The organism is Actinomadura rudentiformis (genome assembly GCF_008923185.1).
Taxonomy (GTDB): domain Bacteria; phylum Actinomycetota; class Actinomycetes; order Streptosporangiales; family Streptosporangiaceae; genus Spirillospora; species Spirillospora rudentiformis.
Genome location: NZ_WBMT01000011.1, coordinates 178,098 through 202,954, shown reverse-complemented (window position 1 = coordinate 202,954; position 24,857 = coordinate 178,098). Strand labels below are relative to the sequence as shown.

21 protein-coding genes are annotated in these 24,857 nt (G+C 70.6%); 6 read left to right on the top strand and 15 right to left on the bottom strand.

The features are described 5' to 3' along the window. Positions 1-77 precede the first annotated feature (77 nt). Genes F8566_RS23885 through F8566_RS23875 form a run of 3 tightly spaced genes read left to right on the top strand, consistent with a single transcriptional unit; the run spans position 78 to position 3,543 of the window. Positions 78-629, top strand: coding sequence for an RNA polymerase sigma factor (locus F8566_RS23885; RefSeq protein ID WP_151563500.1), 552 nt, complete (start codon positions 78-80; stop codon positions 627-629). Further along, positions 626-1,078: a hypothetical protein gene (locus F8566_RS23880; protein WP_151563498.1), complete on the top strand. Its 453-nt coding sequence runs from the start codon at positions 626-628 to the stop codon at positions 1,076-1,078. The genes F8566_RS23885 and F8566_RS23880 overlap by 4 nt, the downstream gene beginning before the upstream one ends. Beyond that, positions 1,075-3,543 carry a CHAT domain-containing protein gene (locus F8566_RS23875; protein ID WP_225993460.1) on the top strand — a complete coding sequence of 823 codons (2,469 nt, stop codon included), beginning with the start codon at positions 1,075-1,077 and terminating at the stop codon, positions 3,541-3,543. Before F8566_RS23880 ends, F8566_RS23875 begins: the two co-directional genes overlap by 4 nt. Positions 3,544-3,588: 45 nt before the next feature. Here F8566_RS23875 and F8566_RS23870 read toward each other — a convergent pair whose 3' ends face one another. The 8 genes from F8566_RS23870 to F8566_RS23830 form a co-directional block, all read right to left on the bottom strand. After that, on the bottom strand, positions 3,589-4,182 hold the full coding sequence (locus F8566_RS23870; RefSeq protein ID WP_151563496.1) for a maleylpyruvate isomerase family mycothiol-dependent enzyme: 594 nt from the start codon (positions 4,180-4,182) through the stop codon (positions 3,589-3,591). A gap of 76 nt (positions 4,183-4,258) precedes the next feature. Then, positions 4,259-5,446: a hypothetical protein gene (locus tag F8566_RS23865; RefSeq protein WP_151563494.1), complete on the bottom strand. Its 1,188-nt coding sequence runs from the start codon at positions 5,444-5,446 to the stop codon at positions 4,259-4,261. After that, complete coding sequence (locus tag F8566_RS23860; RefSeq protein WP_151563492.1) at positions 5,436-6,737, bottom strand: hypothetical protein; 1,302 nt, start codon at positions 6,735-6,737, stop codon at positions 5,436-5,438. Before F8566_RS23860 ends, F8566_RS23865 begins: the two co-directional genes overlap by 11 nt. Then, on the bottom strand, positions 6,734-7,411 hold the full coding sequence (locus tag F8566_RS23855) for a hypothetical protein (RefSeq protein ID WP_151563489.1): 678 nt from the start codon (positions 7,409-7,411) through the stop codon (positions 6,734-6,736). The genes F8566_RS23860 and F8566_RS23855 overlap by 4 nt, the downstream gene beginning before the upstream one ends. 10 nt (positions 7,412-7,421) lie before the next feature. Then, positions 7,422-8,267 (bottom strand): sulfurtransferase, encoded by an 846-nt coding sequence (locus F8566_RS23850; protein WP_151563487.1) that lies wholly within the window; start codon positions 8,265-8,267, stop codon positions 7,422-7,424. A 206-nt stretch (positions 8,268-8,473) separates the two neighbouring features. After that, entirely contained in the window at positions 8,474-9,601 is a 1,128-nt protein-coding gene (locus F8566_RS23845; RefSeq protein WP_151563485.1) for an alkaline phosphatase family protein, read from the bottom strand. Beyond that, on the bottom strand, positions 9,598-10,179 hold the full coding sequence (locus tag F8566_RS23840) for a DUF5998 family protein (RefSeq protein WP_151563482.1): 582 nt from the start codon (positions 10,177-10,179) through the stop codon (positions 9,598-9,600). Before F8566_RS23840 ends, F8566_RS23845 begins: the two co-directional genes overlap by 4 nt. A 466-nt stretch (positions 10,180-10,645) precedes the next feature. After that, positions 10,646-13,141, bottom strand: a complete 2,496-nt coding sequence (locus F8566_RS23830) for a bifunctional acetate--CoA ligase family protein/GNAT family N-acetyltransferase (RefSeq protein WP_151563774.1) — start codon at positions 13,139-13,141, stop codon at positions 10,646-10,648. A gap of 163 nt (positions 13,142-13,304) precedes the next feature. Between F8566_RS23830 and F8566_RS23825 the strand changes: the two genes are divergently transcribed. Continuing rightward, complete coding sequence (locus F8566_RS23825) at positions 13,305-14,231, top strand: carbohydrate kinase family protein (protein ID WP_151563480.1); 927 nt, start codon at positions 13,305-13,307, stop codon at positions 14,229-14,231. 304 nt (positions 14,232-14,535) lie between these two features. Here F8566_RS23825 and F8566_RS23820 read toward each other — a convergent pair whose 3' ends face one another. Together F8566_RS23820 and F8566_RS23815 are read right to left on the bottom strand one after the other, a co-directional pair. Beyond that, positions 14,536-15,588 carry a LysR family transcriptional regulator gene (locus F8566_RS23820; protein ID WP_225993458.1) on the bottom strand — a complete coding sequence of 351 codons (1,053 nt, stop codon included), beginning with the start codon at positions 15,586-15,588 and terminating at the stop codon, positions 14,536-14,538. A gap of 82 nt (positions 15,589-15,670) precedes the next feature. Further along, the gene (locus F8566_RS23815; RefSeq protein ID WP_151563476.1) at positions 15,671-17,809 is read right to left on the bottom strand and encodes a RecQ family ATP-dependent DNA helicase; all 2,139 of its coding nucleotides are present in this window, start codon (positions 17,807-17,809) and stop codon (positions 15,671-15,673) included. A gap of 161 nt (positions 17,810-17,970) precedes the next feature. Here F8566_RS23815 and F8566_RS23810 point away from each other — a divergent pair, with 161 nt between their 5' ends. Both F8566_RS23810 and F8566_RS23805 read left to right on the top strand, forming a co-directional pair. Continuing rightward, positions 17,971-18,381 carry a hypothetical protein gene (locus F8566_RS23810; protein ID WP_151563474.1) on the top strand — a complete coding sequence of 137 codons (411 nt, stop codon included), beginning with the start codon at positions 17,971-17,973 and terminating at the stop codon, positions 18,379-18,381. 202 nt (positions 18,382-18,583) lie between these two features. Further along, positions 18,584-20,041: a cellulase family glycosylhydrolase gene (locus F8566_RS23805; RefSeq protein ID WP_192809825.1), complete on the top strand. Its 1,458-nt coding sequence runs from the start codon at positions 18,584-18,586 to the stop codon at positions 20,039-20,041. 185 nt (positions 20,042-20,226) lie between these two features. Here F8566_RS23805 and F8566_RS23800 read toward each other — a convergent pair whose 3' ends face one another. Genes F8566_RS23800 through F8566_RS23780 form a run of 5 tightly spaced genes read right to left on the bottom strand, consistent with a single transcriptional unit; the run spans position 20,227 to position 24,853 of the window. Then, on the bottom strand, positions 20,227-20,880 hold the full coding sequence (locus F8566_RS23800; protein ID WP_151563470.1) for a LutC/YkgG family protein: 654 nt from the start codon (positions 20,878-20,880) through the stop codon (positions 20,227-20,229). After that, the gene (locus F8566_RS23795) at positions 20,877-22,286 is read right to left on the bottom strand and encodes a lactate utilization protein B (RefSeq protein ID WP_151563772.1); all 1,410 of its coding nucleotides are present in this window, start codon (positions 22,284-22,286) and stop codon (positions 20,877-20,879) included. The genes F8566_RS23800 and F8566_RS23795 overlap by 4 nt, the downstream gene beginning before the upstream one ends. 35 nt (positions 22,287-22,321) lie before the next feature. Continuing rightward, positions 22,322-23,026 (bottom strand): (Fe-S)-binding protein, encoded by a 705-nt coding sequence (locus tag F8566_RS23790; protein WP_151563468.1) that lies wholly within the window; start codon positions 23,024-23,026, stop codon positions 22,322-22,324. Positions 23,027-23,033: 7 nt separating this feature from the next. Further along, positions 23,034-23,858 carry an amidohydrolase family protein gene (locus F8566_RS23785; RefSeq protein ID WP_151563466.1) on the bottom strand — a complete coding sequence of 275 codons (825 nt, stop codon included), beginning with the start codon at positions 23,856-23,858 and terminating at the stop codon, positions 23,034-23,036. Continuing rightward, positions 23,855-24,853 carry an aldo/keto reductase gene (locus F8566_RS23780; RefSeq protein ID WP_225993457.1) on the bottom strand — a complete coding sequence of 333 codons (999 nt, stop codon included), beginning with the start codon at positions 24,851-24,853 and terminating at the stop codon, positions 23,855-23,857. The genes F8566_RS23785 and F8566_RS23780 overlap by 4 nt, the downstream gene beginning before the upstream one ends. Between the last annotated feature and the right edge of the window lie 4 nt (positions 24,854-24,857).

The following is a 24,857-nucleotide window of genomic DNA, read 5'->3' as shown; positions in this document are numbered from 1 at the left end:
GCGCGTCTCCGCACCGGCATCGCCAGGTCGCACCCCTAAGGTCGTCGATCAGCGGGGGGCCTCGCGAGGAGACGGCGATGGCCCTGGAAGAGGAACTGCACGAGCAACTGGACGAAGCGACGGCCGACCTGGTCGTCCGGGCGCGCGACGGGGACGGCGCCGCCTGGAGCCGGCTGGTCGACCGGTACAGCGGGCTGCTGTGGTCGATCGCGCGCTCGTTCGGGCTGAACGAGGCCGACGGCGGCGACGTCGTGCAGATGACCTGGTTGCGCCTGATCGAACGCATGGACCAGATCGCCGAGCCGGGCGCCGTGGGCGGCTGGCTCGCGACCACCGCCCGGCGCGAGAGCCTGCGCACGGCCCAGCGCAGCGGCACGCGGCGGCTCCCGTACGACGTCCGCGAGGACGCCGCTCCCCCGCCCGAGCAGATCCTCCTCGCCCGCGAACGCCTCGGTGACGTCGCGGCGGCGTTGCAGGCGTTGCCCCGCCGTTGCCAGGTGCTGCTGCGCATGCTCGCCCTCGCGCCGAGCTACGCCGAACTGGCCGCCGCGCTCGACATCCCCATCGGCAGCATCGGCCCGACGCGTGCCCGCTGCCTGGACAACCTGCAGCGGAGGTTGCCGCGATGAACGAAGACGAACTCCTCGTCCGGCTGCGCGCCGCGTTCCAAGCCCTGGACCCGATCCCCGAGGACGTCCTCGCCGCGGGCCGTTCAGCGATCACCTGGCGCCGGCCGGACGCCGCTCTCGCGGAACTCGCCGACGACCACAACCGGCCGTTGCCCGCCGGTGTCCGCGGCGTCACCACCCGCCTGCTGACGTTCGCCGGCACGGAGCTGTCCGTGGAGATCGAGGTGACCGGGACGGAGCGCTCGAACCGCGAACTCACCGGCCGTCTCGTACCGGCCTGCGACGCTCACGTACGCGTCCGCCATCTCACCTATGCGCACGACGTCCTTTCCACCCGTACGGACAAGGCGGGTCAGTTCGTGCTTCCGCGGGTCCCCGAGGGCCTGGTCAGTCTCGAGTTCCACCTCTCCGACGCCACGTCGGTCGTGACGAGCTGGGTACGCCTTTGACCGATCTCATCCGGCTCGCGGTAACCGATCCTCCCGCCGCGTACGACCGCGCGTTGTCCCTCCTCGCGTCCACCGGCGACCGTCCGCTGGTGCTGCGCGCGGCGGCACTGGCGGCGAACGAACTGGGCCTCCTCGACGAGGGTCTCGGCCATCTCCGGCAAGCCCTCACCGAAGCCGAGTCGTCGGGGAACACCTACGCCGCAGCACAGGTCCGCATGAACCTCGTGGGTCTCCTCGCCGCACGCGGTGACATCCCGAACGCACTCGCGGCGGCAGCGCAGGCCGAAGGCATCCTTACCGGCGAGGACGCGGACAGGCTCGCCGCCAACCTCGCCGGTGCCCTGGCAAGAGCGGGACGTCTCGCCGAGGCGCACCAGGCCGCCGCTCCCGCGCTGTCCCGGCTCCGTTCGGGTGGCGACCCGGTCACGTTGATGGGCCTCCTCACCAACCTAGGCCTGGCCCGCGCACTCCACGCCGATCTGCCCGCCGCCGAGTCACTGCTGGCCGAAGCGGTCACGGTCGGCTCGGCGGCCGACCTCCAGCACCAGACCGCGATGGCCAGGGCGAACCTCGCGTTCGTGGCCTCCCGGCGCGGCAACTTCTCCCGTGCGCTCAGGCTCTATGCCGAAGCCGAGCCCGACCTGACGGGAGAACGCCTCGCGCAAACCCGTCTCGACCAATCGGAGACCCTCATCAGGGCCGGGCTGCCCGCCGAGGCCCGGCCCCTTCTCACCACAGCCCTCGCGGACGCGACAGCCCACGGCTACGCCTGCGACGTGGCCGACGGCCTGCTCCTGCTCGCCCATGCCGAGCTCGCCGACGGAGATCCTGAACGAGCCGCGGCGACGGCGGAACGAGCCCGCGCCGCCTTCGCCGCCCAGGAACGCACCGGCTGGATGCTCCTCGCCGAACATCTCCTCCTCCGCGCCCGCTGGGCCGAGGGCGACCGCTCGACGGTGCTGCTCCGCACGGCGTCCGCCACCGCCGAACGTCTCGAACGCGGCGGCTGGCTGGAGGCGTCCGCCGAAGCCCGCATCATCGCGGCCCGCGTGGCCCTCCACCTCAAGCGCCCGGCCGGCCACCTGCTCACACCGCTGAGCAGAGCCCGCATGACCGGGCCGGCCGCGCTCCGGGTCGCCGCCTACCACGCCATCGCCCTCGAACACTGGGCACGCCAGGACCGGCGCGGTGCGCTCAGCGCGATCTGGTCCGGACTCCACGTCCTCGAAGAACACGCCGAGGCGCTGAGCGCGGCGGACCTGAGAGCCCGCGCGGCAGGTCTGGGCTCCGAACTCGCCGCCCTGGGCCTTCACCTGGCCCGTTCCGCCCGCGAGCTCCTCACCGCAGAGGAACGCCAGAGAGCCCTGGCACGGCGCCCGCTGACCTCCCGCGCCTCCGATCCCGAACGAGCCGCACTCCTCACCGAACTCCGCGAGACCAGCGCCGAGGACGGTCATCGTCTGGACGACCTCGAATCCCAGATCCGCACCACGACGCGGCGGCACTCCGTCACGCACCCCGCGTACAACCCCGGCATCCCGGAACTCATCGACGCTCTCAGCGACCGCGATGGCGGAGGTGACCGTGCACTGCTGGAGTACGTCCGGATCGGCCCCGAACTGCACGCGATCACCGTCTCCGGAGGCCGCCCCCGACGCCATCACCTGGGCCCGTTCGCGGAGGCCATGACCCACACCAGCCTGCTCCGGGCCGCGAGCCGCCGTCTGGCCGCCGACCCCGACGACGACCAGGCCCTCTCCGCCCAGGTCCAAGCATCAGCCCGCCTCGAGAAACTCCTCCTCGATCCGGTCCAGTCCGCCCTCGCCGACCGGGTCCCCGTCATAGCCCCTACCGGCGCCCTGCACACGCTGCCCTGGGCCGCCCTCCTCGACCGCCCGTTCACCGTCGTCCCCTCAGCGGCCTCCTGGCTGCTCGCCCACCGCCAACGCCCGATCGGGGATCACGTGGTCCTCGCCCACGGACCGGATCTCTCGCACGCCGCCGCAGAGATCCGGGCCCTCCACCGGCTCCACCCCGGTGCCCTCACACCCCGCCGTGCCGAGGACGTGCGGGCCGCCCTCAACAACGCCGCCCTCGCGCACATCGCCGCGCACGGCGAGTTCCGCGACGGCAACGCCCTCTTCTCCCGCCTGCATCTCGCCGACGGCCCTCTGATGGGGTACGACCTGGAAGAGCTGGAGGCCCCGCCCCACGTCGTGGTCCTCTCAGCCTGCGACCTGGGCCGCGCCGAAACCGACTCCGTCGCCGGCATGGTCGGCACCCTCCTCGCCCTCGGCACCGCAACCGTGATCGCCAGCGTCACTCCCGTACGAGACGAGGCGACACCACCGTTCATGCTCGCCTTCCATCAGGCCCTCGCCGCGGGCCACTCCCCCGCCCAAGCCCTGGCCGCCGCTCCTCGCACCCCCGGCATAACCGGCTTCCAATGCTTCGGCGCCGGCTGACAGGCCGTTGAAATACACCGAGCCTTGGGCCCGGATCGGTTTGGGTCAGGGGGTGAGATGGGGGACGGCCGTGGTGCGGCCGGTGGCCAGGAGGAGAAGGTCCGCGACAGGGCCACGGATCTCGTCCGAGCCTTCGCCGGCCTGCCAGTCGGCGTCGGTGGCGATCAGCCTCGTGCCGCGGAACCGCTTGCGGGCGCCGTAGAACGCGCTGTTGTGGACGTGTTCGAGGGACGCGACCGCAGCCTCGATGGGCATCGTCCGGGGGCGTCCCAGGGGGCGGGCGATGTCCTGGCCGTGGACGAGGAAGTCGACGAGCGGATCCATGGGCCCGGCGCCAGGGGCACGCTTGTCCGAGCCTGCGGTCTCGCGGATCTGGGCGATGATTTCGGCGGGGGTGTAGCGGGCGGCGTGCCGGCGGGCCTCGTCGGCGTTCATGCGGTTCCAGTTGCCGCGCGCCCGGATCACGCCCTTGATCGTCCCGCCGAGGGTGCTGCGGGTGGAGGTGGTCAGGTGGGCGGCCACGTCGCGCACGGTCCAGCCGTCGCAGAGGGAGGCCACGTCCCATTCGTGGTCGTCGAGGCCGTCGAGGAAGTCGGCGATGCTGAGGCGTTCGGCCTTGAGGGTGGCGAGGATGTCCATGTCTCTCCCTGCGTGCTCACTTGATGGATGCCTTCACGGAGAGGTCGAACGGGAACCGCCGGATTCGACAGGCCGCTCAGGATTTTTTACGGTCGCCGCGCTGGACCCGTTCGATCAGGTCGTCGCGGAGGTGGCCGTAGCCGGTCTCGGCCCAGACGCTGCCGGTCTCGAAGTACGGAACGCCGTCGTCCAGGAGGGCCTGCGGTGTCTTCTTGGCACGGGCGGCTTTGGCGCAGTCGCGGCACGTCTTGATCCGCAGGCGGTTGCGCGTCCCGACCGGGCGCCAGTCGAGATCGACGGCGGCGTCGCCGTGGAGGGGGTTGAAGAAGCAGAGGGGGCTGGGCGGGACCTCCCTGCCGCCTCCGGAGACCGCGCGGGCGGAGGCGAGAGCGTCGCGGCCCTGGTCGACCAGGACCAGGACGCCCGCGAGGTCGGGCACGCCGGTGGCCGAGTCCAGCACCTTGCCCGCCGCCTGGTACGCGTCGAGGGCACGGGTCATGAGGGCGTTCGCACGTTCACCCGTGACGTTCACCTCGTCGAGAAGCTCGCCGAACGTGATGACCTCGTGGGACGCCTGGTCGCGGAGCTGGTCCTCGGAGGCGCGGTTGGCAGTGGCGAAGACCGCGCGGGGCAGGAGGAGGCCGCCTTCGGCTCGTTCGACCGCGGCCGCCCGGCGGTGGCGCCAGAGCAGGAGACCGGCCAGACCGCCGGCCACCGCCACGCCCACGGCGGTCAGCGGGAGCGTGAGGTCGGTGTCCTCGGACCGGGCCGCGGGGGCCGCCGGGGCCGGTGACGGGCGGCGGCTGCGGTAGCGACGGTCGATCTCGGCAGAGAGCCGCTTGTACTCCTGGGTGCCCGTACCGGCGATGATCAGATCGACGGTGTGGGAGAGCTTGGCCGCGAGAGGGGCGTCGCGGAGCGAGTCGTCGAGGCTCGCCGCCCACGCCGCGTCCCGTGCCTGGTGGTCGCCGCCCCATTCGCGGGCGGCCAGATCGTCAGAGTCCTCGTCCAGGGTGATGAAGATGCCGTCGCGGCCGAGCCTGCCGTGGACGACACTGGCGAGCTGGTCGGGATCGGTCCACGTACCGCCCTTGATCAGGGGTACGAGGAGCACGTAGACCGGTGCCGGGGCCTTGCGCAGCTTGGCGAGGAGGCGGGCACGCTCGGCCTTGGGCAGTGCGTCGGCGAGCGAGGGGTCCACGTAGATCGGGGAACGTCGCAGTGCCGCGGCGAGGCGTTCGCCGGACGAGGGTTCAGTCGACACCGAGATACTCCAGAACGCGGGGGACGAAGTCTTTGCCCTTGGCGCCGAACGCCGTGTCGCGCCAGACGCCGGGCACCTTGTAGTGCGGACGCGGCCCGTCCGGCCCGGGTACGCGGAGGACCTTGGCAGGGAGGTCTTTCACAGGCTTTCCGTCGCAGGACTCGCAGACCGGGCTCTGGCCCGGCACGAGCTTGGTCACGCGGCGGGTGGTGGACGGGCCGTGCAGAGGATTGACGAAGCAGGGCGGGCGCGGCGTGGGGTCCTTGTCGGCCAGGGCCGCTTGCCCTTGGCGAGCCAGGACGATCGCCCCGACCAGGTCGAGGGTCCGTTCGCGATCGCCGCCCGCGTCGTCGTAGAGAATCTGTGCGGCGTCGAACGCGGAGGCCGCGTAGGTATGGCCTGGATCGCCCTCGGCTTCCGGGAGCATCGCGCGGAGGCGAGCCAGCTCGGCGGCTCCGGTGCGGCGCAGCCACCGCACGGTCGGCTTGGCGGGCGCTCCCCTGGCTCCCTGCCGCGTTCCCTTGGTCTCCTTCCGCGCGATTGAACGGAACGAGATCGCCCAGCGGCCGGCCCAGTAGAGGGCGATGGCGGCCAGGGGCCCGATGAGGAACAGCCCCAGGAGGAACGGCGATTTCAGCTCGGCCTCGGGGGTCGACAACCGGTCCTCTTGGCCGAACGGGTCGGGCGGTGTCCAGAGATTCGGCATCGTGGGAGGCGCGGTCGTGGCCGTCCGGCTGTCATCGAGCCGCTTGATCAGCCTGTCCGCGAGCCCGGTGAACGGATGATCCGAGTCGGGAGCGGAGTCCAGCTCGGAGTAGCCGAAGTACCGCGGCACGTTGAACCCGACGGCCTCCAGCGAGCCCCGCGCGTCCGCCATCAGATAGAACCCGTCGCGCCGTAGCCGGTCGTGCAAGGCGAAGAGCAGCGCCTCGTTCCGTCCCTGCGACTCCGACTCGCGGGGATTCGGGACCACGACGACGAAGACAGGCCTGCCGAGCTCGCGGCCGGCGGTCGCCATGGCCGCCCTGAGGCGAGCCCGATCCGCCTTGCCGAGGGCGAACGCGAGCTCCGGGTCGACGAACAACGGATCGCGCGCAAGCGCCGTGGACACGCGCACAAGCCGCCGATCCGCCCCCGGCGGATAACTCACCACCGGCCGAGGCTCCGCAGCCGACGCCGCAGCGCGGACGGCCGGAGCGGCCAGGGCCGGAACTGCCAGGGCCGGGGCGGCTGGGAGCAGGATGGCGAAGGCCACGGCCAGCAGGGCGGCCGTTCGCTTGCAGGCGGTCATCGAGTCGTCTTTCGGCGGCGCCAGATCAGGAAGGCGAGGAGCGGGACTCCGCCCAGTGCGGTCCCGGCGCCGAAGGCCAGGTGTTCGCGCTGCTCCGCGCGGCGTTCTGCCCGGTCGTGGGCGTCCAGGCTGATCCTCGTCCGCGACGGCGGGCGGGGTCTCAGATTGTCGCGGCGTTCGCGCGCCCTGCCCGACAGGGCGATCTCCACGAAGCGGTCGATCACCGCGACCGCGCCCGCGTCGTAGGGCATCTCCAGGTCGGCTGCGATCCACGCGTCGTCGGCGTTCAGCGTCCGGCCGGTGCCGAACTGCCGCACCTCGCCACCGCTGCCGTTGGGGCTCACGACGATGTAGATCCCGTCCCTGTCCAGCCGGTCGTGGAGGAGGGAGATCAGTTCCTCGGGGCCCTGGTCCTCGCCGTACGTGACGGGCGTGACCACGACGAACGTCCGCACGCCGAGCCGCGCGACGGATCGCTTGACACGCGCGGCGGCGTCCGCGGGCAGGGCCCTCGGGGCGTGGTCGGTGACGTAGACGGGATCACGCCGCAGGAGCGCGGCGAGCTGATCCGCCCGTGCGGACGGCGACGCCGAGGCCGGGATCGCGGCGCACACCACCACCAGCAGGCAGGCGGCCAGACCTTCCATGAAAAGGACCGACCGCCTGCGCCACATGGCGGGGATTTTAGTGACCGTGGGCCCCTGACTCGCCCGTGGCCACCGGGTTTGTGGGATCGGTCACCCAGTTGGACCACGACCCCACGTACAGCGCGGCGGGTACGCCCGCGATCGTGAGCGCGAGGATCTCGTGCGCCGCCGTCACCCCCGAGCCGCAGTAGACACCCACGTCCGCCGCGTCGGTCGCACCGAGCTGGGCGAATCGTTCCCTGAGGAGCTGCGACGGGAGGAAGCGCCCGTCCACGCCCACGTTGCCGTGCGTGGGGGCGTTGACGGCGCCCGGGATGTGGCCGGCGACGGGATCGATGGGCTCGGTCTCGCCCCGGTAACGTTCAGCCGCACGGGCGTCGAGCAGCACGCCCGACTTGGCCAGCACGGCGGCGCCCTCGGCGTCCAGCACCGGCAGGCGCCCGGCTTGGGCGATGAAGTCACCCGGCTTCACCGCGGGCTCCTCCGTCGTGACCGTACGCCCGGCCTCGGTCCATGCGTGGTAACCGCCGTCCAGGACCCGGACGCGCTCATGCCCGAAGTACCGCAGCGACCACCAGACCCGGGCGGCGGCCGTCGAGTCGGCGTCGTCGTAGACGACGACCGGCCGGTCCGAGGAGACCCCGGCGCGCCGCATCGCCGCCTCGAAATCGGCCGCGGCCGGGAGGGGATGCCGGCCGGCCCGGCCGGGCGGCCCGGCCACGTCCCGGTCAAGGTCGACGAAGACCGCGCCGGGCAGATGACCACGCCGGTAGGAGTCGATTCCAGGAGGTCCGGACAGGTGCCACCGTACGTCGAGGAGGATCGGCGGCGGCTCGCTGCGAAGCAACCGGGCGAGTGCGGGCACATCGATGAGAGGGTGCACATCGCCAGTTTGACCGTCGGCGCCCGGATTAGGGAGAGGCGTGGCATCGTCCCCTCCCGCTACACCCTCCACCCAGCCCCCCTTTCAAAGGACAAGCTTCGCTTGGCATCGTCACGTTGCCCCAGCGTACGCGCCACCTCACCGGTCGCGGGCTCACTCCGCCGCGGACCCGCCCGGCCGCGGGCTCACTCCCTGGTGACGCGCACTCACTCCCTGGTGACGCGCAGCAGGGGGACGAGCTGCTCAGCCGGAACGAGCGAGCCGTGCATGCCGGTCATCAGCGAGGCGAGGGGTTCGAGGCGGCTCGCGACAATGGCCATGTCCGCATACGGTACGGCGATCACGTCGCCGATACGGGCCAGCATGTCGGGCTCGACCGGCCCGAACCAGCCCTCCGCCACCGCGTCCTCACGCGTGTAGACCCACGCCCGGTCACCGAGGAGCTCCTGCCAGGCCGCCAGCACGTCCCCGGCCGCGCCGTCCTGGGCGTACACGTAGCGGCACCGGGCGTCCCCGCCGAGCATGGCGACCCCGGCCTGCAACTCGGCCACCGTGTCGAAGTCCACCCGTTCGGTCGGATCGACCATGCCGTGATCGGCGGTGATGTAGAGGCCCGTCCCCGAGGGGAGCACCGACGCGATCCGTTCGGCGAGCAGGTCCACGAAGCGCAGCTGGAACCGCCAGTCCGCCGAGCCCGAGCCGTAGCGATGCCCGGTCGCGTCAAGATCGGCGTGGTAGACGGTCACGAACGAGCGCTCGCCCTCCCGCAAGGCCTGCTGCGTGCGGCCGACCAGCTCGCCCATGTCGTCGGCGGGACGGTAGGTGGCGCCCCGCGCGGTGGCGATGCTGAGGCCGGTGTTGCGATAGAAGCCCAGCGCGACGTAGGAGACGTTCACGCCGTCCGCTGCCGCCTTCTGGTACACGGTCGGGGCGGGCTGGAAAGTGACCGGATCGATGTCCGGGTCCTTCCAGCGCAGGCAGTTGAGGAGCCGCCCGGCCCCCGGGATCGCCACCTGGACGCCCAGCAGGCCATGCCCGCCGGGCGGCAGACCGGTCGCCAGCGACCCCAGGCTGGCCACGGTGGTGGCGGGGAACCCCGCGGTCAGCGGCCCGCCCGGCAACGAGGCCAGGAACGGGGCGTCCTCCGGATGGGCCCTGAGCAACTCCCAGCCCAGCCCATCGATGATCAGCACGCATGCCCGCGGCAGGCGCGGCAGGCCCAGCACGTTCTGCGTGCCCGGCACTCCGAGCCCTGCCAGCACCGAGGGCGGCAGGTCGGCGAGCGCACCCGCCCCGTACCGCGGCACCGGAACGGGCGGCGGCGAGGCGCTCAATTCGCCGTGGCGGACGACAGCGCCTCGGCGAAGGCCAGCACCTGGGAGACCGCGTCGGCCCCGTCAGCAGCCTCGCTGACACGCAGGGACAGGTCGTCGGCGGTCACGCTGCCGGTGTAGCCGTGGTCGGCCTCGCAGTTCTCATCACCACAGGTGGCGGGCTCCAGATCGATATGGGCGATCGCACCCCAGCCGATGGTCAGCACCACCTCGGTCGGCGGCACGCCCGGCACGTACGACGCGGGGTCGGGGACCACCCGGGTCACCGCGACCGACTGGACCCTGCCCAGCTTGACGGCCTCGGTGGTGGTGGAGGCGTGTGGTTGAGCCATGCCCTCGCCCGGCGGGTGCTCGTCGGTGTGGCAGACCAGCAGCCGGCTGGCCGACAGCACCAGCACGGTCACGTGCCGCCTGACCTCCATCGCGGGGTCGAACGTCGCCTCGTGATGCACCACGTAGGCGAGCACGGGCTCAGAGCCGATGGCCGACTCCACCGCTTCCGCGACCAAGGCCGGGTAGTAACCGCTGCGCTCAATGGCGGTTCGCAACCCGTGGGCCGTCGCTCGGGTTTCCCTCATGAACCCATCCTGCCCTGTTCGGGGTGGGCTGCGCACATGCCCGACCCGAACATGGTCATCCCGGCGCCCCCGGGGTACGAGACATGGCATGGAATTCAGAGATCCAATGCCTTCGCCGCCTCCGGTCCCGCCGCCGCCGGCCCCGACCCCACCAGGCCCGCAGCCGCCCATCCCAGCGCCGGAACCGCCCGTACCCCCTCCTGAGCCCCCGCCCGGCCCGACACCTCAGCCGCCCCCGGGGCCGGTCCCGCCCGGCCCGGCCCCAGACCCGGTCCCACCCGGCCCCGGCCCGGATCCGTCGCCACCCGGCCCGCCCCCGGATCCGTCGCCGCCCGGCCCGATCCCGGACCCGGTCCCGCCGACCCCAGAGCCCAGCCCACCACCCCCGCCCGGCTGAAGCCCACGGCGTCCACCGCCCCGCCAAGGGGCGGCGGGCCGACCTGCAGGCGCTCTGCCCTCGCCGACGTCAGGGGAGGCGGCGGGGGCCTAGTTCGGGGCGGGGGCCGATGGGGCGTTCTAGGCGGAGGGTCACATCCTGGACGTTGATCCCGGTGGGGGTCACCTGGACTGGGTCTAGAACGAGCCTGGCCACTTCTGGAAGGTCGTGGGCCAGCTTGGCCACTCGTTGGAGGAGTTCCTCCAGGGAGGCCACGTCCACGGGATCGGCGCCTCGGTGGCCCAGGAGGAGGGGCGCGGTGCGGATGGCGCGTACCAGCTCGGCGGCTTCCACGTCCGTGAGGGGCGCCAAGCGGTAGGCACGGTCGTCCAGGAGGGCGGCGGTCTCGTCGGACAGGCCGAACGAGATCACGGCGCCGAACGAGGGGTCTTCCAGGGCGACGATCCGCGTGGGCACGCCGTCGGAGGGGGCCGGCGCCACGGTCTCGGAAGGGCCCGGCGCGACGGTGATGCCGTAACAGGCGAGGAGTTCGGCTGTCTGGTCCTGGGTCGGGGGACCTTTCTCGAGCCACTCTTCCACGAGGGAACGCGCGCGGCGGCGGTCGGTGCCGGCGAACTCGGGGAGGCGGCCGGGCGGGCGCTGGCGCCACTGGGCGTAGCGGATGACGTACGCGAGGGCCCGGACGGCGTCTTCCGGTGCCGGGTAGGACGGGATGGACCCCTCGGCGGCCCAGCCGTCGGGGCCCGGGACCCTGAGGTCGGCGGGCATGCCCTTGGAGCCGAGGTAGGTGGCCACGATCGGCTTGGGGCTCCCGGCGGCGAGACGGAGGATCTTCTCGGGAACGCGCACGTCGTAGCCGCCGATGGTGGGCGGGGTGAAGAGGGCCACCACGGCGTCCACCGTGTCGTCCTGGAGCGCCTCGGCCAGGGCGGCCTCGTACTCGTCGGCGTCCGCGAGGGGGCCGAGGTCGATCCGGCGGCGGCCCTCCAGGCCCAGCGCCGCGGCGGCGTCCTGCGCGAGCAGGCCGAGCGAGTCGGAGTTGTCGATGATCGCGATCCGGTCGCCCGCCGGGAGCGGCTGGTAGGCCAGGAGCTGGGCGACGTCGAAGAGCTCGGACAGGTCCTCGACTCTGATCACACCGGCCTGGGCGAAGAGGGCGCTGACGGCGTGGTCGGGCAGGCTGAGGGCGCGGGCGGCGTGCCCGATCGGCACGCCCTGCGTGCTCCGGCCGCTCTTGACCGCCACGATCGGCTTGCGGCGGGAGAGGCGGCGGGCCAGCCGGGTGAACTTGCGCGGGTTGCCGAGCGACTCCAGGTAGAGCAGGACCGCCTTGGTGGCGTGGTCCTCCTCCCAGTACTGCATGAGGTCGTTGCCGGAGACGTCCGCCCGGTTGCCGGCCGAGACGAACGTGGACAGTCCCAGCCCTCGTTCGGCCGTACGCTGCAAGATCGCGATGCCCAGCGCGCCGGACTGGGAGAAGAAGCCCACCGGTCCCCGGCCCGGCATGGTCGGTGCGAGCGTCGCGTTCAGCCGTACCTCAGGATCGGTGTTGGCGATGCCCAGGCAGTTCGGCCCGACCACGCGCATCCCGTACGCCCGCGCCAGCCGGACGAGCTCCGTCTGGCTGGCCCGTCCTTCTGGGCCCGTCTCGCCGAAGCCCGAAGAGACCACCACCAGGCCATGGACGCCCTTGCCCGCACACTGTTCGACGACCTGGTGAACGCTGTCGGCCCGTACGGCCACCACGGCCAGATCGACGTCATCTGGAATGTCCAAAACCGAGGCGTACGCACGTACCCCGGCGACGGCGGTCGCGGTCGGGTGCACGGGGTAGATCGGCCCGCTGAAGTCGCCGTGCAGCAGGTTGCGGAGCACCGTCTGTCCCACGCTGTGCTCGGCGCGGCTGGCGCCCACGACGGCGACCGAACGGGGGAACAGCAGGCGCTGGATCGACCGCGACTCGGCCCGGTGCTCCCGGGCCGCCATGACCTCCACCGACGTCTCGGTCGGCTCCAGATCGAGCACGAGCTCGATCACGCCGTCCTCGAAGCGCTGCTCGGCCTGGTAACCGGCCTCCCGGAAGACCCTGGTCATCCGCCGGTTGTCGGGCAGGACGCTCGCGACGAAACGGTTCAGCCCACGCTCCCGGGCGGCGGCCGCGATGTGCTCCAGGAGAACGGCACCCAGCCCGCGTCCCTGGTGCGCGTCCTCTACCAGGAAGGCGACTTCGGCGATCCCAGGCCGGTCGGGCAACTGGTCATAACGGACGACGGCGATCATGGAGTCGCCGATCGTGGCGATCAGGGCCACCCGCCGGTCGTAGTCGACCGTGGTGAAGTGCTCGATCTCCCGCTCGGTCAGCTGCGGGCGTGGCGAGAAGAACCTGTAGTAGATCGACTCCGGTGACAGACGGGCGTAAAAAGCCCGCAAAAGCTCGGCGTCATCGCTCCGGACAGGACGCAGATGCGCCGTCCCGCCGTCGGTCAGGACGACGTCGGCCTCCCACTGATCCGGATAGCCCTCGGTCACGTACCCGAGGGTAAGGCACGGCTCCCCGGCCGCCATCACCACAGGTCCCCGGAACAAAGCGAGCAAGAGCATGCAAAAACACCGGTTCTCTGGTTTCGCTGCGCGTTCGAGACCTACTGGGGGTCCAAGAGCTGTTACGGTCAAGCACACGCCCCTGAATGCCGCTCGCGCGGGCCGTGTTGATCGAGGTGATGACTCCATGACGCGCGTGGTCGTGGTCGGCGATTTGATGACTGACACCGTTGCCCGTGCCGCGTTCCCCCTTGCCAAGGGGAGCGACACTCCTGCCGCCGTGACCTCGCACGGAGGCGGTTCCGGCGCCAACGTCGCCTCCTGGCTCGCTCTGGAAGGCGTCGAGGTCGCGTTCGTGGGCCGCCGCGGCTCCGACATCGCGGGCCGCAACCGTGACATGGAGCTCATGGGATACGGCGTGGACGCCCGCCTCGTGATGGACCAGGAGCGCCCGACCGGCACCTGTGTCGTGTTGATCACACACAAGGGCGACCGGACCATGCTCTCGGACCCCGGCGCCAACGGCGCGCTGCTGCCCGAGGACATCGAACGCTGCAAGGACCTGTTCAACCAGGGCACCCACCTGCACCTGTCCGGCTACTCGCTGATCAACGAGGGTTCCCGCAAGGCGGCCAAGCATGCCCTCGACCTCGCCCGCCAGGCGCAGATGTCGATCTCCGTGGACGGCGGCTCGTCCTCCCCGCTCAAGCGGATGGGCGCCGAGCCGTTCCTGGAGTGGACGCAGGGCGCACGCCTCCTGGTGGTCAACGCCGACGAGGCCGAGGTACTGACCGGCCGCGACACCCCCGCCTCGGCCGCCAAGGTGCTCACCGCCTGGTACCCGCAGGTAGTGATCAAGTCCGGCGCCGACGGCGCCCTCTGGTACACCAACGGCCGCCCCGAGCCCATCACCGCCGCCGCCGAGCCCATCGACAAGATCATCGACGGCACCGGCGCCGGCGACGCCTTCGTGGCGGGCTTCCTCCCCGCCTGGCTGGAGGGCAAGCCCCCGGCCGAGGCCCTCACCGCCGGCAACCGCCTGGCCGTCCAGGCCATGCAGCATCTGGGCGCCCGCCCCAGCCTCGACGTTCTCGACAACCCCATCAAGAACTAGCCACACGCCTGCGTGAGACCTCGGCGAAACAAGGTCAGCCGCGGCCGCCCCCTGGCCTGGTGAGAGATTTCCACCAGGCCAGGGGAGACAGATGCCGGGCTTGCGCTAGTCGTCGCTGGGGAGATCGACGCCAACGTCCGCGCCTCCCTCGTCCACGCTAACGCCCACGCCACTACCACCCGGAAGATCAACATCAACGCCGACGGCGTTGGCCGGAGTGGCCGTGAGCGCGGTGGTGACGAGAACCATCAATGTGAGTGCACAGATGCGGGGAGCCATGGCGAGCCGTTCCTTCGGGGGTTGGTTAGGGAGGTGGGGTTGCGGGTTTGCGGGGGGTGAAGCGGCGGGAGTCGTCTCGGACGGCGTTCCAGAGGCGGTTGAGGGGGTGGCCCACCGCGTAGCGCTGGAGGTCGGCGCGGTGAACGAAGGCGCCGGCCATGATCTCGGCTTTGGGTTCGAGGTCGTCGTGGAGGCGGAGGGAGCGGAGGGGGACTTCGTCGGGCTCGCCCGGGCCTGCCATGCGGCGGCCGATGGACTCGGTGACGACCATGCAGCCGCGGACGAAGCCGGAACGCAGGAGTGACAGCCCGTAGTGGATGTCGTCGATGTCGGCCACGACGTCGAGGCGGTCGCGGAAGTTGGGGCCGTACCAGCAGGCAAGGAAGTCGGCCACCAGGCCCGCTGGCGGGACCACCAGGGGCACGTCGGCCAGACGGCTGGTGGGGACCGGGTCGTCGGGCAGGTCGGTGAGGGGCAGGTTGGTCAGCAGGATCGGGGCGCCGCGGGCGAACTCGATCACGTCGTAGTCGCGGAGGCGGTGGTCGCCGTCCGCGGTGCAGACGATGCTGCCGCAGATCAGGTCGACCTGGCGGGTCTCCAGCCGGGACCACAGGTCCTTGGTGCGAACGTGGACGACCTTGAATTCCACCTGTTGCTGCCGGAACTCCTCCGACACCCGTTCCCAGGAGCGGGAAATGATCGGGAGCGTGAACTCGGTGGTGCCCACGGTGAGCATCCGGCCGAGGCGGCGGCGGCTCCAGTTGACCGCGTCCGTCCATTGGGCCACGGCCACATGTGCCAGTTGAACGGCCTCCTCGCCCGTGGGCGTGAACAGGAAGTCCTTGCCGCGCCCCTGCCGCAGCGTGAGCACCTCGCCGCACATCGCCTGGTAGTTGCGGTTGAGCGTGTCGAGCTGCTTTTGCACGCTGGACTGCTCGCGGCCGAGGACGCGGGCGGCCCGGAGCGCGGAGCCGGTCTCGTGCACGACGAGCAGGGTCCGGAGCTGATCGAACGTGGTGTCGAGCAGGCCAGGTGGGCAGTCGAGCAGCCGATCCACGGCGGAGGTCTTGGAAGACACGGACAGGGACGGTACTACTCCTGGGGTGGCTTGGCAGACCTGGCCCCACATGGACTTGAGAGCATTTCAACAGGGCGATGGTTCAGTTGATCACCGCCAGGACCAGTGGTAGGACGGCGGGGACGCCTGCCTGGCGGAGCTGGCGGGTGGCCACGGTCATCGTCCAGCCGGTCTCGATGCGGTCGTCGACGAGGAGGACCGGGCCACGGGCCGCGGCGGCGACATCGTCGGGCAGGGCCAGCGAGTGCCAGACCGAACGGAGGCGCTGGGCACTGTTGTGCCGGCGGGGCACCGGATCGCCGAGTGGAACGAATTCGCCCAGGTAGGGCAGGCGGCCGATCTCGGCGATGCGGTGGCCGAGGCTGCCGATCAGGCGGGGACGGGTACGGGAACCGATGGTGACCACGCCGGTGGGGCGTTCGGCCCAGTCCCAAGCGGACAGGACTTTGACCACGGCGTCGAACATCTCGTCTGGTATGTCGGTGTCAGGGGCGCCCTCGGCGAGGATCTCGCGCAGGCGGTTGCCCCAGCCGATGTCGGTGAGGCGGCCCAGGGCGCGGCCGGGTTCGGCCACGATGCCGGCGTCCATGCGCCCGGAGACGCCGAGGTCGTCTTTGACGGCGGGGGGCCACATGCGCCGGGGCGCGACATCGACGCCGGGGCGGCGCAGGCGGTCGCGGGCCTGGGCGGCTCCCGTTTCGCTGACGTCGGTCGGCCAGTAGGTGCCGGTGCAGTTGTCACAGCGGCCGCACGGGCGGGCGTCGGGGTCGTCAAGCTGGCGGCGCAGGAACTCCTCGCGGCAGCCGGTGGCGTCGAGGTAGTCGAGCATCGCCCGCTGCTCGCGGGTGCGTTCGGCGGCCACCCGCTCGTAGCGCTCCCGGTCGTAGGCCCAGTCGTGGCCGGTGGCGGTCCAGCCGCCCTTGACCCGGCGGACCGCGCCGTCGACGTCGAGGACCTTGAGCATCATCTCCAGCCGGCTGCGGCTGAGGTCGACCTGGGGCTCCAGCGCGCTGGTGGAGAGCGGACGCCCGGCCGCCTCCAGGGTGTCGAGGGTCGTCCGGACGACCGGCTCCGGCGGGAACGCCAGGCCGGCGAAGTAGGCCCAGATGTCGCGGTCTTCCAGGCCCGGCAGCAGGATGACCTCGGCCCGCTCGACACCGCGCCCTGCCCGGCCGATCTGCTGGTAGTAGGCCACGGGCGACTGCGGAGCGCCCACATGCACGATGAAGCCCAGGTCGGGCTTGTCGAAGCCCATGCCGAGGGCGCTGGTGGCGACGAGGGCCTTGAGCTTGTTGTCCTGGAGGTCCTGCTCGGCTTGGAGGCGTTCGGCCGGGTCGGTCTGGCCGGAGTAGGCGGCCACGTCATAGCCGCGTTCGCGCAGATAGCCGGCGATCTCGTGGGCGGCGGCCACGGTCAGCGTGTAGATGATGCCCGAGCCCGGCAGGCCGTCGAGATGCTCGCCCAGCCAGGCGATGCGCATCTCGGCCACGGGGAGGCGTACGACCGCCAGGCGCAAGGACTCGCGTTCGAGCGGGCCTCGCAGCACCAGGGCCTCCGAGCCGCCGCCCAGCTGCTCGGCCACGTCCTTGGTGACCCGGGCGTTGGCGGTGGCCGTGGTGGCCAGGACCGGGACGCCGGGCGGGAGATCGGCCAGCAGCGTCCGGAGGCGGCGGTAGTCGGGGCGGAAGTCGTGGCCCCAGTCGGAGATGCAGTGGGCCTCGTCGATCACGATCAGGCCCGCCCCGGCGGCGAGTTTGGGCAGGACGAGGTCGCGGAAGTCGGGGTTGTTGAGCCGCTCCGGGCTGACCAGGAGCACATCGACCTCGCCCGCCTCGACCTCGGCGAACACCCGGTCCCAGTCTTCGGTGTTGGCGGAGTTGACCGTGCGGGCGTGGATCCCGGCGCGGTCGGCCGCCTCGATCTGGTTGCGCATCAACGCCAGCAGCGGCGACACGATCACCGTCGGGCCGGCGCCGCGCTCGCGCAGCAACCGGGTGGCCACGAAGTAGACCGCGGACTTGCCCCACCCCGTGCGCTGCACGACCAGCGCGCGCCGCCGCTCGACGACCAGGGCGCGGATCGCGGTCCACTGGTCGTCGCGCAGCCGCGCGTGCTCCCCCGCCAGCGCCCGCAGGCAGCGCTGCGCCTCATCGAGCAGCGCCTCGTCGAGCAGGGCCTCGTCGGCCTGGCGGCCGGGGCGCGGGCTTTCCTCGTCAACCATGCCTCCTTGCTACCAGCCCCCGCCGACACCTCGCACCAGAACCGCGTTCTGTGGACAACGCGATGAAACGGCTACCCAAGCTAGGTTGTAATCCTGACTAACTCGCTCTACTGTTTATCTCGCCAGGGAATCTACATAGCGATCTGAATGAGGAGAACGTCATGAACGAGCAGCCGCGCGACACCACCTCCGACCCGGCCACGATCGCCCTGCCGTTCATGGGCATGAGCATCGCGATCAGCGGCATGTACTTCGACAACTCCGCAGTGGGCCTCAGCGTGATGGGAGTCCAGGCCGTCGTGATGCTGGCGCTGCTGTACGTGGTCGTCCGCAAGGTCGTGCGAAGCCGGTCGGCCACCGCCGATGACAGCCCTTTGCAGCGACTCCGCGTCACGACCCCCATGGCCGTCACGCCGATCGCCATCGCCGGGCTGGTCACCGCGGTGAGCTACGGACTCTTCCCCGACAGCGACATCGCGGGCACGCTGGCCGGAGTGGCCGTCGGCAGCGGGCTCATGCTGACCGCCGGCGCCCTCGTCCTCCGTCTGGCCCTGCGCAACTCCAGCCGCTAACGCCCCACAACGCCAGTCGCCTCCCAGCATCCATGGCGAAGGCTGCGCGTCTGCTCAATAAGTGCGCAAGTTCGTCTGGGAAGTCCGTCTCTGGATGACTCGTGCTGTTCGTTCTCCGCAGTTACCCTCCGCCCACGCGACGGCGGAGGAGGCGGATTCGGGCATGAGAGTACAAAGATGGCTCGCAGCATGTGCGGTGGGTGTGTCCGCCGCACTCCTGACGCCGACGCCGGTCGAGGCGGCGCAGGCGCCCACTCCCCCACAGGCGCACGTTCCCCCACGGCCCGTCTCCGACGTGCTGGGCCATAGCGGCCGGTGGATCACCGACTCCCAGGGGCGGCGCGTCATTCTGCACGGCTTCAACATGGTCGCCAAGGCGGCGCCGTACGATCCGTCCAAGCTCGGGTTCGGCGAGGAGGACGCGAAGTTCCTGGCGGCGCACGGCTTCAACGCGGTGCGGATCGGGATCGTGATGACCGGCCTCCAGCCACGGCCGGGCGTGTTCAACGAGAGCTACCTGTCCAGCCTCAAGGCCACCATCGACATGCTGGGGCGGTACGGCATCCGTAGCCTCATCGTGTTCCCGCAGGACCTCCTCAACACCAGGTTCCGGGGCACGGGCTACCCGGACTGGATGATCCGCACTGACGGCATCCCGCCTGAGTTCATCAACTTCGACATGTTCACCAACCTGCTGTTCAATCCGGCGCTCCAGCGGGCGAACGACAACTTCTGGAACAACGCGCCCGTCCACGGCAAGGGCCTGCAGGAGTGGTACACCGACGCGTGGGTGCACGTCGCCAAGAAGTTCCGGAACAATCCGGCGGTCCTGGGCTATGACCTGTGGAACGAGCCGTGGCCGGGAAGCGCCTGGCCCACGTGCGCCCCGCCGTTCGGCTGCAAGGACTTCGACTCCAAGAAGCTCGCGCCCTTCTTCACCAAGATGATCCGGGCCATCCATGCCGTGGACCCCAAGCATCTGACGTTCTACGAGCCGAACCTCCTCGCGACGTTCGGCCCGCCCATCCACCTCGGCAAGCCCGGGGACAAGCAGAGCGGCCTGTCGTTCCACACCTACTGCCCTGACATCTCGGGTGAGCCGATTCCGGACTGGATGTACGCCGTCTGCCACACGATCCAGACGGCCGTCTTCCATCAGGCCATGGCCCAGTCCAAGCGCACCGGCGACGCGCTCATCCTGACCGAGTTCGGCGCGACACCCAATCCCCAGGAGCTCTCCCACGTAGTCCGGGTCGCCGACAGTTACCAGCTCCCATGGATGGAGTGGACGTACTGCCGTTGCAAGGACCCGACGGAGGCTGGAATCACCGAAGGTCTGGTCTACGACCTCACCAAGCCCCGTAGCGGGGCCAACATCAACACCGCTGCCTTGAACGCCCTAGACGAGCCGTACCCCCAGGCCATAGCGGGCACGCCCCAAAGCTATGGCTTCAATCCGCAGACCAGGACGTTCACGCTGACCTACAAACCCCAAGGCCGCGCCAACACCATCGTCTACACGTCCCCAAGGAACTACCCCGGCGGTTACCGAACCACAGTGACCGGCGCGGACATCCTCTCCGTGCCCAACTCACCGATACTCACGCTGAGAGCCAAGCGAGGCGCGACCTCCGTCAAGCTCACACTCACTCCCCCATAGCGAACGGCTCGTCCGTGGTGCCAGCACTCGTACGGCGTTGGCACCACGGACGAGCCGGTCTGCTAGCGGACGAGCCGGTCCGCTAGGAGACGGTCAGCTGCGTAACGGACGGTCCCGGCAACTGGACGGTGAGCTGCCCGTTCGTGATCGGCAGCTGCCCGAGCGAGCCCGGCAGGGCCCATCTTTCAGATGATGACGACTTCGAGCGTTCGCGGTCCGTGCACGCCCTCGACCCGGTCGAGCTCGATGTCGCTGGTCGCCGACGGCCCGCTGATCCAGGTCAGCGGGCGGGACGGGTCGAGCCGGGCGAGCGCCTCCGGCACCGTCCGGACGATCTGGTCCAGCCGCACCACGCACAGATGATGGTCGGGCACCAGCGTCAGCGCACGCCTTCCCTGGTCGGGCGACCCGTCCAGGACGATCGTCCCGGTCTCTGCGATCGCCAGCGCGCAGCCCGTGACGACCCCGTCCAGAGCATCGAGTTCGGCGGCCGGCAGCACCGGATCGTCCCTGACCGCGTCCACACCCTCCAGCCACTCCTCCGGGACGCCGACGGGCGCGCCGATGCGTCCACCCCGCGCCACCAGCAGCCGAGCCACCACAGCATCCGCAACCCCCGAGGCGTCCGCGTGCCCTGCGGCACCCACTGCGGCTGAGGCGGTGTGGTGTACGACGGCCTTGTAGTCCACCAGACGGTCGATCAGAAGGTCGACGATGTCCGTTCCGGCACGGGAGCGCTGGTAGTCCCGGGGCACCGCCACATCCTCAGGGCGTTCATCCGCAGGCACATCCGCCAGTGCGGCCCGCACCTTCGCCAGGATCTGGTCCCGCGTGCTCATCGGTTGCGCTCCCACCACTCGCGGAACGACTGGGGTGGGGGCGCAGGTATGTCCCTCGTGTCCGTCCAGCCCGCCAGTGGCCCGGGCAGCCGCCGGGGCGTCAGCCTGCGGAAGCGCCCAGCGGCACGTTGCCCCGCCTTCAGCAACCCTGGCGATTCCAGAACACGGCGCGCCCCGGCCATCGCCAGGCGCTCAACCCGATGCCCCTTGCCCCCGGCGGCGGCGACCTTGGCCCGCAGGTCCAGCAACACCTCAGGGATGTTGATTTCGACCGGGCAGACGTCGTAGCACGCGCCGCACAACGTCGAGGCGTACGGCAGCGACTCGTCCAGCTCCGACGACATCCCACGCAGCTGTGGTGTCAGGATGGCACCGATCGGCCCCGGATAGACCGACCCGTACGCGTGGCCGCCGGCCCGCTCGTACACCGGGCACACGTTCAGGCACGCCGAGCAGCGGATACAACGCAGCGCCTGCCGCCCCACCTGGTCCGCCAGAACGTCGGTCCGGCCGTTGTCCAGCAGCACCAGGTGGAACTCCTGGCCTTCGGCAGCACCGGTCCACATCGAGGTGTACGGGTTCATGCGTTCACCGGTCGACGAACGAGGCAGCGTCTGCATGAAGACTTCGAGGTCCTGCCACGTCGGCACGAGCTTCTCTATGCCCACCACGGAGATCAGCGTCTCGGGCAGCGTGAGGCACATACGCCCGTTGCCCTCCGACTCCAGCACCACCAAGGTCCCGGTCTCCGCCACCGCGAAGTTCGCCCCCGAGATGCCGACCTTGGCCGCCAGGAAACGTTCCCGCAGGTGCAGACGGGCCGCTTCCGCCAGCGCCGGTGGATCGTCCGCGAGGTCGGCCGGAGCCGGCCGACCCCACTCCGACATCGACCGCTGGAAGATCTCGCGGATCTCGGCACGGTTGCGGTGGATCGCCGGCACGAGGATGTGGGACGGGCGGTCGTCGCCGAGCTGCACGATCAGCTCGGCGAGGTCGGTCTCGTACGCGGTGATCCCGGCGTCGGCCAGCGCCTCGTTGAGCTCGATCTCCTGTGTCGCCATCGACTTGACCTTGACGACCTCGGTCTCGCCGGTGGCCTTCACCAGCGCGGTGACGATCCGGTTGGCCTCGGCGGCGTCCGCGGCCCAGTGCACATGCCCGCCGGCCTTGACCACGGCTGCTTCGAGCTGTTCCAGATAGACATCCAGGTGGCGCAGCACCCGATTCTTGATGGCCGCCCCAGCCGCACGCAGCTCCGTCCAATCCGGCTGCTCGCCCACGACAGCGGCTCTCTTGCCCCGGATGGTGTGCGTGGCCTTGTGCAGGTTGTGCCGGAGCTGCGAGTCACCGACCGCCTTCGCCGAGGCAATAGGGAAGGCGGGCATCCCAACGAACGTCCCGGACACGCCTGTCGCACCGGCTCCTCTAGCACGGGCTCCTGTCACGCGGGCTCCTCCTCTGTGGACGCGAGGATCTGCGCCAGGTGCATGGTCCGCACTCCGGCACGCTGCCGCCGCATCGTTCCGCCGATGTGCATCAGGCAGGAGTTGTCTGCCGCGCACAGCACCTCGGCACCGGTGTCCAGGACGTTCCGCACCTTGTCCGTGCACATGGCCGCCGACACCGCGGGGTTCTTCACAGAGAACGTGCCGCCAAAGCCGCAGCACTCATCCGCGCCGCCCAACGGCAGCAGCTTGAGCCCCCGCACCGCCGACAACAACTTCTCCGGCCTCGTCCCCACCCGCAGTGAACGCAGCGAATGGCAGGTCGGGTGGTACGTCACGGTGTGCGGGAAGTAAGCCCCCACGTCCACGACCCCCAACACATCCACCAGGAACTCCGACAGCTCGTACACCCCGGACGGCGGTTCGACGCCCAGCGTCGGATACCACTCCCGCACCATGGCGGCGCAGGACCCGGACGGCATCACCACCGCGTCGTACCCGGTGAAGATCTCGCCGACGCGGCGCGCCAACAGCTCAGCGTCGGCCCGGTAGCCGGTGTTGAAGTGCATCTGGCCGCAGCAAGTCTGCGCAGACGGAAACTCCACAGTGCAGCCAAGCCGCTCCAGCAGCCGTACAGTCGCCCGTCCAGTCCCCGGAAACAGCGTGTCGTTAACACAGGTCACGAAGAGCGCGACGCGCAAGGTCCGATCACCCCCCGATTCCATACACACGACTGGCTGTTCCCCCGAACACCTCGGCGCACTCCGTCTCACTCAGCCCGTCCAAGGCGGCCTCCGCGAGCTCCAACACCTGGCCATACGAGGCAGCCAGCGTGCAGACGGGCCAATCTGACCCGTACATCACCCTCCCCGGCCCGAACGCATCCACCACGTGCCGTGCGTACGGCAGGATGTCCGCGCTCTTCCAGCCAGACTCCGCCTCGGTGACGAGGCCGGACAGCTTGACGGTGACGTTGGGCAGCCCCGCCATGGCCATGATCCATGACGCCCACGGTTCCCACACTCCGCCCGCGATGTCCGGCTTGCCGGCATGGTCGAGCACGAACGAGACCTCGGGCAGCGCTTCCGCCACCGCCAGCGCCGCGTCCGCCTGTGGCGGTTTGACGAGCAGGTCGTACACCAGCCCGGCCTCCCCCACGGCCCGCAGCCCGCGCCGCACGTCAGGACGCGCCAGCCAGTCCGGGTCGGGTTCGTCCTGGACCTGATGCCTGATCCCGACCAGCGGCCCGGAGAGCGCCGCGATCGTGTCGGCGACATCGGGCGTGGTGAGATCGATCCAGCCGACCACACCCTCGATCGGCTTGGCGTCTGCCGTGGCGAGCAGTTCGCGCGTCTCCGCCAGGCTGTGCAATGCCTGGACGACGATCGACCCTGTCACCCCATGGGGTTTCGCCACCCCGGCATAACGCTCTACATCGAACCGGCCGCGCAGCGGGTCCGCCCAAGGACCGTCCATCCATGCGTACTCGCGGACAGCGGTGTCCCACAGGTGGTGGTGCGCGTCGATCATCATCGAGCTCCTCGCGACGGAACGGGAACGTCGGCGGCCAGCAGACCACCATCACGCAGGTCCGTCCAGAGACTCGCGGGAATGTCCATTTCGAACATGGCCGCGTTGTCCTCTGCCTCGGCGGGCGTACGGCAGCCGGTGAGCACGCTCGCCACCGCGGGATGCCCGAGCGGGAAGCGCAGCGCGGCCGCCCGCAGAGGCACCCCGTGCCCGTCGCAGACGAGCCGCAGGCGCGCCACGCGTTCGAGCAGCTCCGCTGGCGCCGCCGTGTAGTCGTAAGTCGTCCCTCCAGCGAGCAGACCCGAGTTGTAGACGCCACCGATCACGACGGACGTGCCCCGCTCAGCGCACGCGGGCAGGAGCTCACGCAAAGCCGACTGGTCCAGCAGCGTGTAGCGCCCCGCGCACAGCACCACGTCCAGGTCCAGCCGCCGGACAAAACGGGTCAGCATCTCGGCCTGGTTCATACCCGCGCCGATGGCACCGACAATCCCTTCGTCCCGGAGCTCCGCCAGTGCCGGATAGGCCTCGGCATAGACCTGCTCCTCGTGCTCGTCCGGGTCGTGGAGGAGGAGCACGTCGACCCGGTCGAGTCCCAGCCGTTCGAGAGAGCCCTCCAGCGACCGGCGCACGCCGTCGCGGCTGAAGTCCCATTCCCGTTTGACCGGGGGCTCCCCGGCGAAGCCCTGGTCGTCGGGCTCCTCGCCCGGCCGGCGCGGCCGCAGCAGCCGCCCGACCTTGGTCGAGATGGTGTACGAGTCGCGCGGCATGGCCTTCAGGACTTCACCGAGCAGGCGCTCCGCGGTGCCCGCGCCGTAATGGGGCGCGGTGTCGAGATAACGCATGCCGAGACTCAGCGCACGCCGTACCGCGTCGTCGCCCGCAGGCACCGGCGCGTAGAGGCCACCAATGGCCGCGCTGCCGAACGACAGCGCGGTCACCGGGACACCCGACCGCCCGAGCAGCCGCCGCTCTCCCACCCGCATGGACACCGCCATGGAC

Bases quoted from the DNA above. Each gene is read 5' to 3' on its own strand.
- F8566_RS23885 (WP_151563500.1), top strand. From the start codon at position 78: ATGGCCCTGGAAGAGGAACTGCACGAGCAACTGGACGAAGCGACGGCC.
- F8566_RS23880 (WP_151563498.1), top strand. From the start codon at position 626: ATGAACGAAGACGAACTCCTCGTCCGGCTGCGCGCCGCGTTCCAAGCC.
- F8566_RS23870 (WP_151563496.1), bottom strand. From the start codon at position 4,182: ATGGACATCCTCGCCACCCTCAAGGCCGAACGCCTCAGCATCGCCGAC.
- F8566_RS23860 (WP_151563492.1), bottom strand. From the start codon at position 6,737: ATGACCGCCTGCAAGCGAACGGCCGCCCTGCTGGCCGTGGCCTTCGCC.
- F8566_RS23855 (WP_151563489.1), bottom strand. From the start codon at position 7,411: ATGTGGCGCAGGCGGTCGGTCCTTTTCATGGAAGGTCTGGCCGCCTGC.
- F8566_RS23840 (WP_151563482.1), bottom strand. From the start codon at position 10,179: ATGAGGGAAACCCGAGCGACGGCCCACGGGTTGCGAACCGCCATTGAG.
- F8566_RS23830 (WP_151563774.1), bottom strand. From the start codon at position 13,141: ATGGCGGCCGGGGAGCCGTGCCTTACCCTCGGGTACGTGACCGAGGGC.
- F8566_RS23825 (WP_151563480.1), top strand. From the start codon at position 13,305: ATGACGCGCGTGGTCGTGGTCGGCGATTTGATGACTGACACCGTTGCC.
- F8566_RS23815 (WP_151563476.1), bottom strand. From the start codon at position 17,809: ATGGTTGACGAGGAAAGCCCGCGCCCCGGCCGCCAGGCCGACGAGGCC.
- F8566_RS23810 (WP_151563474.1), top strand. From the start codon at position 17,971: ATGAACGAGCAGCCGCGCGACACCACCTCCGACCCGGCCACGATCGCC.
- F8566_RS23800 (WP_151563470.1), bottom strand. From the start codon at position 20,880: ATGAGCACGCGGGACCAGATCCTGGCGAAGGTGCGGGCCGCACTGGCG.
- F8566_RS23785 (WP_151563466.1), bottom strand. From the start codon at position 23,858: ATGATGATCGACGCGCACCACCACCTGTGGGACACCGCTGTCCGCGAG.
- F8566_RS23780 (WP_225993457.1), bottom strand. From the start codon at position 24,853: ATGGCGGTGTCCATGCGGGTGGGAGAGCGGCGGCTGCTCGGGCGGTCG.